At 61.8% G+C, this 10,745-nt stretch carries 12 protein-coding genes; 3 read left to right on the top strand and 9 right to left on the bottom strand.

The annotated features are described in order from the left end of the window. Both AC1Q80_RS28645 and AC1Q80_RS28640 read left to right on the top strand, forming a co-directional pair. Positions 1-222 (top strand): hypothetical protein (locus AC1Q80_RS28645; protein ID WP_492362642.1); only part of this gene is annotated, 222 nt, incomplete at its 5' end. Between the two features lie 476 nt (positions 223-698). Then, on the top strand, positions 699-944 hold the full coding sequence (locus AC1Q80_RS28640) for a helix-turn-helix domain-containing protein (RefSeq protein WP_492362641.1): 246 nt from the start codon (positions 699-701) through the stop codon (positions 942-944). Between the two features lie 187 nt (positions 945-1,131). Here the strand turns inward: AC1Q80_RS28640 and AC1Q80_RS28635 are convergent, their stop codons facing one another. Continuing rightward, positions 1,132-1,986 carry a LysR family transcriptional regulator gene (locus AC1Q80_RS28635; RefSeq protein WP_492362640.1) on the bottom strand — a complete coding sequence of 285 codons (855 nt, stop codon included), beginning with the start codon at positions 1,984-1,986 and terminating at the stop codon, positions 1,132-1,134. 93 nt (positions 1,987-2,079) lie between these two features. Between AC1Q80_RS28635 and AC1Q80_RS28630 the strand changes: the two genes are divergently transcribed. Next, positions 2,080-2,493, top strand: a complete 414-nt coding sequence (locus AC1Q80_RS28630; RefSeq protein WP_209792980.1) for a VOC family protein — start codon at positions 2,080-2,082, stop codon at positions 2,491-2,493. A gap of 122 nt (positions 2,494-2,615) precedes the next feature. Here AC1Q80_RS28630 and AC1Q80_RS28625 read toward each other — a convergent pair whose 3' ends face one another. The 8 genes from AC1Q80_RS28625 to AC1Q80_RS28590 all read right to left on the bottom strand — a co-directional run bounded on the left by AC1Q80_RS28625 (position 2,616) and on the right by AC1Q80_RS28590 (position 10,730). Then, on the bottom strand, positions 2,616-3,365 hold the full coding sequence (locus tag AC1Q80_RS28625) for a 2OG-Fe(II) oxygenase (RefSeq protein ID WP_492362639.1): 750 nt from the start codon (positions 3,363-3,365) through the stop codon (positions 2,616-2,618). A gap of 201 nt (positions 3,366-3,566) precedes the next feature. Then, positions 3,567-4,214, bottom strand: a complete 648-nt coding sequence (gene alkB / locus AC1Q80_RS28620; RefSeq protein WP_492362638.1) for a DNA oxidative demethylase AlkB — start codon at positions 4,212-4,214, stop codon at positions 3,567-3,569. Then, a complete protein-coding gene (locus tag AC1Q80_RS28615; RefSeq protein ID WP_492362637.1) occupies positions 4,211-4,861 on the bottom strand; it encodes a hypothetical protein in 651 nt (216 codons plus the stop codon). Before AC1Q80_RS28615 ends, alkB begins: the two co-directional genes overlap by 4 nt. A 369-nt stretch (positions 4,862-5,230) precedes the next feature. Next, positions 5,231-6,202 (bottom strand): ABC transporter ATP-binding protein, encoded by a 972-nt coding sequence (locus tag AC1Q80_RS28610; protein ID WP_492362636.1) that lies wholly within the window; start codon positions 6,200-6,202, stop codon positions 5,231-5,233. Then, entirely contained in the window at positions 6,192-7,172 is a 981-nt protein-coding gene (locus tag AC1Q80_RS28605) for an ABC transporter ATP-binding protein (protein WP_492362635.1), read from the bottom strand. The genes AC1Q80_RS28610 and AC1Q80_RS28605 overlap by 11 nt, the downstream gene beginning before the upstream one ends. Then, entirely contained in the window at positions 7,169-7,990 is an 822-nt protein-coding gene (locus tag AC1Q80_RS28600) for an ABC transporter permease (RefSeq protein ID WP_173421084.1), read from the bottom strand. Before AC1Q80_RS28600 ends, AC1Q80_RS28605 begins: the two co-directional genes overlap by 4 nt. A gap of 4 nt (positions 7,991-7,994) precedes the next feature. Further along, positions 7,995-8,930: an ABC transporter permease gene (locus AC1Q80_RS28595; protein ID WP_173421085.1), complete on the bottom strand. Its 936-nt coding sequence runs from the start codon at positions 8,928-8,930 to the stop codon at positions 7,995-7,997. A gap of 201 nt (positions 8,931-9,131) precedes the next feature. Further along, positions 9,132-10,730: an ABC transporter substrate-binding protein gene (locus tag AC1Q80_RS28590; RefSeq protein ID WP_492362650.1), complete on the bottom strand. Its 1,599-nt coding sequence runs from the start codon at positions 10,728-10,730 to the stop codon at positions 9,132-9,134. Between the last annotated feature and the right edge of the window lie 15 nt (positions 10,731-10,745).

The following is a 10,745-nucleotide window of genomic DNA, read 5'->3' as shown; positions in this document are numbered from 1 at the left end:
GCAACTGAAAATAAACACGAAATTCATGAGGGAGTTATCAACAGGGCGAGGTGCGCAAATGCGTTCGACGAAAAAGGCGGGACTACCGGAATTGTTGCCGCAACCGGAGCGAAACCGTCACCCGTCCATACAACGCCTGTGGCATCAGCATCCGAGACGAACACGCTCGCGGTTGTCATCGCGCGCGCCGGCGACCGGCGCCGGGGCGCCAATACGAGGTGAAATGCGGTCGTGTCTGCAATGATGGACGACACTGTTCGATGACAGCGATACCGGACTGCACCTGGAGACAGTCTCCGACCAACACCTCATCGACGATGTACATCGCCATGCGCGCTGAAAGGGTTCGAAGATGATGAAGGGTTCCGATCGACTATCGCGAAAACATGCGCGTCCTCGTCTATGAGCTGCCGACGCGCTCCAGGCCAGCTGTCTCCAGGTAGGGCCAACGCGAGACGCTACGCTTTAACGGCGCGACCGGTTGGGCGAGGATCACTGCGCGCAAGATCGCCAGGTCGCCGCTCGCCAACGACCCTGATGTTGCCGATCGCGGCGGCGTGATGTCCGACACGCCTTGCGCTGCCATCTTTTGGACTTATATTGCACTGCACTCGACGCCGCCTTTCTGGCCCGGGTTTCATGGCTGCATGCCGCCTTCACGCGAAGAACCTCTTCGCGCAAAACCGAAGGACCACTTCATGACTGTTTCGATAAACAATTTTGATGCCTCTACCGTCAGCGCTTCGGCCCATGTCGATATCGGCGATGCCGTCAGACGCTCGCGCCAGGCCATCGGCTATAGTGTCGACGAACTTGCGCTCACCTGCGGGCTGACCGACGCCGAAATTACCAACATCGAGCGTGGTGCCGATGCCGATCCGGGCAAGCTTCGGCGGATCGCCGCCGCGCTTCAGTTGCCCGTAACCGCCTTCCTGCTCAGCTAGACCGTTCCGGGCGTGGACAGGGTCGATCTTGACGCAAGTCCTGAAGACCCGCTTCACACTTTTTATGGAAATGTTCTAGGCGAATGGGCGTCGCGTTCACACACGACGCGGTGCCCACCCACCGACAGTGCCCGCAGCCGAGCCGGCAGCCTGTCGGCGAAACGGCCGCCCCTCACCCGGTAAACCCTTACGATAAAACCTGCGCCAAAAGGGCCAGCGGCGTCGGCCGGCTTGGCACGCTCTGATGCAGGAACACGATCCTGCGCTCATATGCGGCGGCATCAGGCACTTCGGTTAGGTGAAAGCCATTCCGCTTCAGCCCCTGCCAGGCCGGCACCACCGAGTTTCCCATTCCGTTGGCAACGAGCATGGCGATGGTCTCCAGAGCGTCCATGTCGCAACGGATGTCCGGATCAAGCCCGGCGTCCGCGAGATATTGCGACGACAACCGCCCGCCCCACGATCCCGGATCGTAACGGATGAACGGCGCCTTGCCGATCCGCTCGGGAATATCGCCAGGTCCCGCCCCATCCCTGCTGATGAAAACAAGCGGTTCGCGGCGGATGACACGGGCGGTCAATCCTTTCGGCAGCGCAAAGGGCGGCTCGACCAGCACGGCGGCGTCAAGCTCGCCGGAGAGCAGCTGTTCGTAGAGCTGCGACGACGAGCCGGGGCGCAGCATCAACTTCAAGCGCGGCGCTTGACGCGAGAGTTCGTCCAGAACCTCAGGGAAGATACCCGTCAGCGCCGTTGAGATCGCGCCGATCTTCAACTCGGCGGCAAGTCCGCCACCCGCGGCGTCATATCTGAGGTTTTCGGCTTCCCGTATCAGCAGACGCGCCCTCGGCAACAGCGAAAGACAGGCCTCCGTCGGTTGGGCGGAATGGGCGCCGCGGGCGAGCAAGAGGCAGTCGAGCGCGCGTTCGAGCGATTGAATGCGCTGGCTGACAGCGGCGGGCGTCAATTTCTCGCGCCGCGCGGCCGCTGCAATCGAGCCCGTTTCCACAGTGGCGACCAGGCTTTGCAGGAATCGAATATCCAATGGAAACCCTTATTCTCAGAGAAAGAATTACATAGTTTTTCTTAGCCTCGCAAGACGGTATCCCTGTGTCAACCGGAGAGACAGGAGTTACAGATGAAGTCGCTTTTCCATCTTGCCTACCACGTGAAGGACCTCGACGACGCCCGCAGGTTCTACGGCGACGTGCTCGGCTGCGAGGAAGGGCGCAGCACGGACACCTGGGTCGATTTCGATTTCTTCGGCCATCAGATCTCGCTGCATCTCGGTGAGCCCTTTGCGGTCACGCGGACCGGCAAGGTCGGCAATCATCTTGTGCTGATGCCGCATATGGGCGTGGTGCTGCGCCTTGCAGATTGGTTCGCTCTGGCCGAACGTCTCGAGCGTAAAGGCGTCAACTTCGATATTCCGCCGGTGGTGCGTTTCGAAGGCGAGCCTGGCGAACAGCGGACAATGTTCTTCCTCGATCCGAGCGGCAATCCGATCGAGGTCAAAGGTTTTGCCGATTTCGACGGTCTGTTTGCGCACTGACGCAAGGAGCCGGATGTGGCGAAGCCGAGTGCGCCGGCGCCAATCGTGAGATCTCGAACAAGATCTCCGCTGAAGAGCGAGGGGCACTGACCCGACCATGAACGCGGGCAGTGCGACCGGCGCTATCTTGCGTCGTGAAAGATGATGCCGACGGTGTGCCGCAGACCGGATCGAACACGGCTGACACCGTGCCGGAGGTTGACGCGATAGTTGCCTTTCGTGCCCTGCACCGGCCGGTTGTGAACGGCAAAGGCAACAGCATCACCTTGACGAAGCGGAACGACCTCGACCCGGCTCTGCATGCGCGGTCGCTGCTCCGTCAGCACGAATTCGCCGCCGGTGAAATCCTCACCCGGTTCGGACAGCAGGATCGCCACCTGGATCGGAAAGGCCAGATCGCCATAGAGATCCTGATGCAGGCAATTGAAATCTCCGGGAACATATTGCAGCAGCAACGGCGTCGGCCGGGTCTGCCCAGCGTCATGGCACTGGCGGAGGAACTGCGTGTGCTCGGCGGGGTATCGTTCGTCAATTCCCATTCGGCCGTTCCACTGGTTGGCAACGTCTGCGAGGTGGGGGTAGAGCGCGGTGCGCAGACCGCCCAGTAGATGCGGCAGTGGATACTTGAAGTAGCGATATTCGCCCTTGCCAAAGCCGTGCCTGGCCATATGGATGCGACTGCGGAAATGCTGTTCTTGGGTATAAAGGGCCGAGATCCGCCGGCATTCTTCCGCAGAAAGAAGCTTTTCCAGGACCCCGCAGCCAAAGCCGTTCAACTCACTCGAAATCGCCTGCCAATCATAGGCTGCGACGCATGCTTCCGCGGATTGGTCAAGCGGCTCTGAAAGGGCCATCGTGGCATGCGGGTTCATCGGATTGCCTCCTTGGCGATTGGCGCGGCGAGGCGTTCCATGCCCCGACGCAGTGCATTGATCAAGCTCATTGAGCTAATTCCGTTCCTAGCCGGCCCAAGGCGGCGGGCGATCGCGCGCCCTGACCGGACTCTCGTTCCTGCATTGAATTCGACGACGCCTTTCTTCAGCAGCTGCACCGTCGGGCGGCCCGGCGGATACTCAGAGAGCGCCGCGAAAAGTCAGGTTGATGCGCACTCGACCAAGGCTCTCGTGATCGCCATCCTTCAACTCGGTGACCCCGTGATAGAACAGGCGCGACGGCCCGCCCCAGACCACAACATCGCCGTGGCGCAGCGCGTATTTGCGAACAGGGTCATTGCGGTTCAGCCCGCCAAACTGGAACGTGGCGGGAAGGCCGAGCGACACAGAGACGATCGGGTGGGAATGATCGCGCTCATCCTTGTCCTGATGGAGAGAAAGTTTTGCGCCCGGCTCGTACCGATTGATCAGACATGCATCAGGTCTGAAATCCGGGTAGCCCGCCTCCGTCGCCGCGGCGAGGGCAAGAGCAAGGAAGGCCGACGGCAGTGCCGGCCACGGCCTGCCGGTTTCCGGGTCGAGCCTGTCGTAGCGATAGCCGCTTCGGTCGGTGACCCAGCCCGCCGCACCACAATTGCTCATCGCAACGGACATCGTGTAGCCGCCCGGCGTCACCATATGCCGGAACGGCGCTTGCGCGATAACCTCACGCAGTGCGGGCAGAACCCGGTCTTCGAACGGCAGCGCGAAACCGCGAAGCAGGATCGCCCCTTCAGCCATGGTTTCACGCAATGGGTCGATAGCGAACTTGGCGAAAAGATCGGTCATGATGGCGATCCGGAGAGGAATTTGGTGATATCGGGATGCAGGACCGGGCGATAACCAGCCCGAAGCGCTTCGACGGTCGATGGTGGCGTCAATAAGCCTTCAGCGACAATCTCTGGTTCCGGCCCGCGATAACCGCTTTCGGTCCAGCGGAAACAGCGTCCGGACACGACCGTGAACGCAAAACCGGATGCGACCACCATCGTACCATCCGGCAGATCGGCGGCGGGCGACGGCAGCGGATGGATGCGCTTGCGTCCAAGAGACTGCCTCTCACGATGGAGCACCGCATCGAGTTCGCCCGCCGACGGCGGCGTGTTCGAGCCGCCGGCCCAGGTGGCCCTGAAACCGGACGCAGCCTCCCGCCTGCAGAAGAAGCAGGGACGGTGGCCGGCCGCCAGCGCGACGGCCTCGTCGAGAAAGAAAAGTTCGGTCCAGCTTCGACGGGCCATGACGTCCCGCCGCCGATCCCCGTAGTCGCAGACGCAGATCAGCCATGCCTTGGACGACCACCGTCGTCTCAGAAGGGTCTTCGTCGCGGGATCGTGGATGATGCCGCGGTTGCCGGTGAACAGACCGCGCTGGCCTATGGCGACAATGTCGCCGAATGGCGTCACACGGTTCTGAAGCGGGCGATGATTGGTTTGCATGCCGGAAGTGTTCCCCGGATCGCGTCTGCGTCCGAAAGCGAGACCATGGTGCGGCCGGATCACGCAGAGCGCGACACGATCGCCGTGACGACCGCCGCTCTCACGAGTGGCAGCATCAGGTCAGCTTGAGCGAGAACCAGGAAATGCACCACCCGTTTCCTGCATATGGGGGAACGCACGGCCACCCCGGCCGCCGGCATGCAGATGGTGCCGGGCAGAAAGTGCCCCATAGACGGGGATCTCAACACCAGCCTTCGGCTGCGACTGATCGAGTGACCGCCCCAAGCGCGTGCATTTGCGGCCTGCCGCGCAGGCATGGGTGTGGGCCGCTTTCACCCCCGGTGTTGCAGCCCTTGGGCGAAAACCGGTTCAGCCGCGCGCGATCAGCCGAACGCTGTGATCCTCGTGCAGCGCTACCAGTTGCGAGGCAGGCGGCGGGCTGTAGACGTCGTGCTTCCCGAACTCTCTGGGATAATAGTCATAGCCCGCCGGTGGCTCCGGCGTCTCGCGCGTATCCACCGGGCTTTGGCCCGTCAGTTCGGTGACAGGATCGAGAATGGCGCCGATCAGGCGGCGCGTATAGGGATGCTGCGGCTCGGTGAAAACCCGGTCCCAGCTGCCGGTCTCGACGATCTGGCCGAAATACATGACCGCCACGCGGTCGCTCATATGTTCGACCACGCTCAGGTCATGGCTGATCATGATGTAGGAGAGGTCCAGCCGCTCCTTGAGCTCGAGCAGCAGATTGATGATCTGGGCGCGGATGGAGACATCGAGCGCCGATACCGGCTCGTCCAGCACGACGACCTTCGGGTTCAGGATCAGCGCCCGGGCAATACCGATGCGCTGGCGCTGGCCGCCGGAAAACTCATGCGGAAAACGCCTGGCCTGTTCCGGTTTCAATCCGACGAGCTGCATCATGCTCTCGATACGCCGATTGATCTCCGCGCGATCCTTGACCCCATGCAATTTCAGCGGTGCTGCCAGCGAGGTGTAGATCGTCTGGCGCGGATTGAGCGACGCGTAAGGGTCCTGAAACACCATCTGCGCCATGCCGGCGCGCTCGAGCCGGGTAGGCTGCGCCTTGCCGGTAATCGATCGTCCCTCGAAGAAGATCTCTCCCGCGGTCGGCTCCTGCAGCCCGAGGATCGAGAGTGCGAGCGTCGACTTGCCGCAACCGGACTCGCCGACAACAGACAGGCACTCGCCCTTGTTCAGCGTCAGGCTCAGCTCGTTGACCGCACGGAGTGTGCGCTTGGTGCGACCGAAGAGGCCGTTGCGCACTGGGAAGTGCACGCTCAGGCCATCGACCCGGACCAGAGGTTCGTTGTTATCGCTCATGATTGAAACACTTCACGAAGCCATCATGGCTGAGGGCAGATGGCGGTGGAATTTCGGCGGAACAGACAGACGTCGCCCTGTGGCAACGCGGCTGGAACCGACAGCCGGGTGGAAAGTTGGCAATGGACGGAACCGTGCCTTCGATCTCCTGCAAGCGCTTGCGCCCTTCCAGTCGGCGCGAACCGAGCTGTGGCAGCGATTTGAGCAGACCATCGGTGTAAGGGTGGGCCGGATGGAGGAACAGATCGGCGACCGGCCTCTCTTCCACCAGGCGTCCGGCATACATGATGCCAACCCTGTTGCACATGTTGGCGATCACGCCCAGGTCGTGGCTGATCATCAGGACGGACGTGCCGCGCGCGGCGCACAGTTCCTTGACCAGCTTCAGGATCTCGGCCTGCACCGTGACGTCGAGTGCCGTCGTCGGCTCATCGGCGATCAACAGATCCGGGTTGCAGGCAAGCGCAATGGCGATCATCACTCGTTGCCGCATGCCGCCGGACATCTGGTGCGGATAGGCCTTCACCCGCTCCTCCGGCGCCGGAACCTGGACGTTGCCAAGCGCCTCGATTGCCAGCTTTTCGGCTTCCTTCCAGGTTGCGCCCTTGTGAAGCACAAACATTTCGGCGATCTGGCGCCCGACCGGAGACAAGGGGTTGAGCGCCGTCATCGGCTCTTGGAAGATCATGGCGATCTTCTCGCCGCGAAGCCGCCGCAGCTCACCCTTCGAAAGCCCCCTCAGATCCCGGCCGTTGAAATTCAACGTGCCGCCGGTCACGGCGAGCGGTTTGCGCAAGAGGCCGATGATAGAAAGCGCGGTGATGCTCTTGCCGCAGCCCGATTCACCGACGAGCCCATAGGCTTCGCCACGGCCGATCGAGAACGACACGTTGTCGACGACGTTGTGGCTTACTCCGCCCGACACGATGTCCAGGCGCAGATCCCTGACTTCAAGCAAATTGTCCGTCATAGCTGGCGCGCCTTCATATGCGGGTCCAGCCAGTCGCGCAGGCCGTCGCCGAAGAGATTGAGCCCGAGAACGGTGACGAAGATCGCCAGCCCTGGGAAGATCGCCGCCCAGGGCGCGATGACGATGAGTTCGCGCGCGTCCGTCAGCATGTTGCCCCAGCTCGGGAACGGCGGCTTGATGCCAAGGCCGAGATAGGAGAGTGCTGCTTCCGCAAGGATTGCGTCGCCCATGCCGAGCGTTCCGATCACCAGGATCGGACCGATCATGTTGGGCAGGATCTGCGTGATCATGATGCGGATATCGCCGTAGCCGAGCGTCTTTGCCGCCTGGACATAGCCCTGCTTCTTCAGGGACAGCGCCGAGCTTCGCGCGATGCGACAGGTCCATGACCAGTTGGTGAGGCCAAGCGCGATCAGCAGGCTGACGAGGCCGGGACCGAGGATCGCCATGATCGCAAGCGCGAAGATCAGGCTGGGGATCGCCAGCATCAGGTTGGTGAGCCCGGTGACGAAATCGTCCCACCAGCCGCCAAAGTAGCCGGCCGAAATGCCAAGCGCCAGGCCGATCAGTGTGTTGATGACCTGCGAGCCGATGCCGACGGCAAGCGATATGCGGGCGCCATAGAGAATGCGGCTGAGAACGTCACGGCCTTGCGCGTCGGTGCCGAACCAGAACTGCGCATCCGGCGGAAGCTCCGCATTCATCAGGTCGGCGTCGAGCACGGGATCGGTCGGTGCGAGCCAAGGCGCCAGCAGTGCCGCCGAGATGATGACGATACAGAGGACGCCACCGATGAGGAGATTGAGCCTTAGTCTCATGGGTCTATCCGTGGCTGATGCGCGGATCGATGACCGCGTAAAGAATATCGACGATGGTGTTGATGAGCAGGAACCAGAGAACGATGACGAGGATCGCGCCCTGGACCACCGGGATGTCGCGCAGGCTGACACTATCGACGAGCAGGGACCCGAGGCCCGGCCAGGAGAACAGCTTCTCGACCACGACAGCCTGACCCATCATCGAGCCGAACTGCAGGCCGATGGTGGTGATGATCAGCACCAGAACGTTGCGAACGACGTGCCAGGTGACGAGGCGAAAGCCGTTCATGCCCTTGGCACGGGCGGTACGGATGAAATCAGCGTTCATCACGTCGAGGACGGCTGCGCGCGTCGTGCGCGCCAGAAGCGCCATCGGCGCGACGCCAAGCGTCAGGGCCGGCAGGATCAGGTTCATCGGCCCGCCGTCACCGTAACCGAAACTAGGCAACCAGCCGAGCGTCAGCGCAAACAGATACATGCCGAGCAAGCCCAGCCAGAACTGCGGCAGAGACAGACCCGAGATCGCGCCGATCATCGTCAGCGTATCAATGATGCTGCCCGGTTTCAAAGCGGCAATGAAGCCGAGCGGCACGCCAACGCACATGGCGATCGCCATGGCCGCGAAGGCGAGCTTCAATGTCGGCCACATGCGCTCGCCGATCAGATGGGCCACCGGCTGGCGGCTGCGGAACGACGTCCCGAGATCGAAGCGTGCGAGGTCGGACAGGTAGGATCCGAACCGCACATACAGCGGCTGGTCGAGACCGAACTCACGCGTCATCTTCTCGACGATCTTCGGATCGCCGCCGCCCTTGCCATTGGCCGTCAGGCTGGTGGCGATGCTGCCCGGCACGACGCTGAAGATCACGAAGATCAGCAGTGATATCGCTATGACTGTCGGGATCACCTGCAATATGCGGCGCACGACGAACTGAAGCATTCATTTCCCCCCTCGCCGCGCCCATCCAGAGATGCGCGGGCGATCGTTCTCAGGCGCAATGCCAACCGATGGCGGTCCCGCCGCCGGATCATCCCGCAAACGTCAAACCGTAAGAAAACGCTTACGTTATCGACCGTGACGCGAACCTGATATCGGCGAAAGGAACCCCGATATCGCCGAGGCGATATCGGGGCTCGGCGATCAACGGCCAGCTGGAACGGTTTCGTCTACCCAGAGCTTTTCATAGGACTGGATCGCCAGTTCGGCCGAGTTCGGCTGCAGGCCGTGCAGCCAGGGCTGGTAGGCCATGACAGCCTTGTTGTAGTTGAAGAACCAGACCGGAGCTTCTTCCTGAACGAGGTTGTTGGCCTTGCGCAGCAGGTCGTTCTTTTCCTCATCCGTCTTGGCGACCTTGGCGGCCTCGAACAGCTTGTCGAAGTCGGCATTTGCGAACTTCTGGTAGTTGCACGCCGCCTGCGAGGTCTTGGAGTAGAAGCACTGCATCGCCGTCAAGGCATCAGGACCGCTTTCCGACGACCACATGAACGACTGGAAATCGCCAGCCGGCACGACTTCGGAAAGCACCGAAGCCTCGACCGGCTTTGCCTTCACTCGGATGCCGACCTTTTCCAGCATCGGGATGATTGCCTCGACGATCGTCAGGCCCCAGCTTTCGTTCTGGGTTGCCGTCAACTCGACATCGAAGCCATCGGCATAGCCCGCTTCGGCGAGCAGCGCCTTGGCCTTTTCCGGATCATAGGCGTAGGGCTGGGCGTCCTTGTCATAGGCGGGCGACGAGGTCGGCAACCAGCCGCTTGCCCGGTAGGCCTTGTCCTTCGCCAGCCGCTTGATGATCAGGTCGGCATTGATCGCGTAGTTGAAGGCCTGGCGGACACGCTTGTCCTTGAACGGTTCAAAGTCGAGGTTGAAGCCGACATAACGCGTGTAGACTTCGGCGACTTCGAGCAGGCCCTTCGCCAGTTCCGGATCGGCCTGATAGGCGACATATTGCGACGGCCCGAGGACGGAGACGTCGATTTCCTTGTTGCGGAAGGCAACGTCGCGCGCCGAGGCGTCGCCCATGATCAGGATGTTGATCTTGTCGGCGTAGGGCTTGTCCTTTTCGTAGTACTTCTCCCACCTTTCGACCGTCAGCCGCGAGCCGGGCACATATTCGGCGAACTTGTAGGGCCCAAGGCCGATCGGATGGCTGGCGAAACCTTCCTTGTCGGCCTCGCCGGCCGGATAGATCGCCGTGTTGTTGCGCATGAACAGGAACGCCGGATCGACCGGGTCCGTCAGCGTCACTTCAAGGGTAAAGTCGTCGACCTTCTTCAGGCCGGAAATCGCCTGCGCCTTGCCGGCCATATAGTCGGCGCCGCCCTTGATGTTGGCGATATAGCGCGAAGGCGGGTAGGCCTTGGCCGGGTCGGCCATGCGGGTGAAGCTGGCGATGATGTCATCGGCCGTCATCTGCTTGTCGTTGTGGAAGTAGGCGTCCTGGCGCAGCTTGTAGGTATAGACGAGCTTGTCGGCCGAGATGTCCACGTCGGTCGCAAGCGCCAGCACGGGAACGTTCTTGTCCGCATCCCAATCGTAAAGCGTGCGGTGGATCGCCTTGGCGTAGAACTCGTCCTGCGTCTGCGGCGACGCCTGGATGTCGAGCGTCGAGAAACTGTCTCCATAAGGCGCCACGAAGTTGACCGTTCCGCCGGCCCGCGGCGCATCGGCCGCATGCGCGGACGCCACGCCGGCCAGCAATGCTGCCGTCAATGTCGAAAGCAATGCAATTTTCTTCATCATTCCCGTATTCCT

Source organism: Ensifer sp. GW823-FHT05D09 (assembly GCF_058795755.1).
The sequence above is the reverse complement of the archived record's forward strand: the minus strand, read 5'-3'. Positions and strand labels throughout refer to the sequence as shown.

Bases quoted from the DNA above. Each gene is read 5' to 3' on its own strand.
- AC1Q80_RS28640 (WP_492362641.1), top strand. From the start codon at position 699: ATGACTGTTTCGATAAACAATTTTGATGCCTCTACCGTCAGCGCTTCG.
- AC1Q80_RS28630 (WP_209792980.1), top strand. From the start codon at position 2,080: ATGAAGTCGCTTTTCCATCTTGCCTACCACGTGAAGGACCTCGACGAC.
- AC1Q80_RS28625 (WP_492362639.1), bottom strand. From the start codon at position 3,365: ATGAACCCGCATGCCACGATGGCCCTTTCAGAGCCGCTTGACCAATCC.
- alkB (WP_492362638.1), bottom strand. From the start codon at position 4,214: ATGACCGATCTTTTCGCCAAGTTCGCTATCGACCCATTGCGTGAAACC.
- AC1Q80_RS28615 (WP_492362637.1), bottom strand. From the start codon at position 4,861: ATGCAAACCAATCATCGCCCGCTTCAGAACCGTGTGACGCCATTCGGC.
- AC1Q80_RS28610 (WP_492362636.1), bottom strand. From the start codon at position 6,202: ATGAGCGATAACAACGAACCTCTGGTCCGGGTCGATGGCCTGAGCGTG.
- AC1Q80_RS28605 (WP_492362635.1), bottom strand. From the start codon at position 7,172: ATGACGGACAATTTGCTTGAAGTCAGGGATCTGCGCCTGGACATCGTG.
- AC1Q80_RS28600 (WP_173421084.1), bottom strand. From the start codon at position 7,990: ATGAGACTAAGGCTCAATCTCCTCATCGGTGGCGTCCTCTGTATCGTC.
- AC1Q80_RS28595 (WP_173421085.1), bottom strand. From the start codon at position 8,930: ATGCTTCAGTTCGTCGTGCGCCGCATATTGCAGGTGATCCCGACAGTC.
- AC1Q80_RS28590 (WP_492362650.1), bottom strand. From the start codon at position 10,730: ATGAAGAAAATTGCATTGCTTTCGACATTGACGGCAGCATTGCTGGCC.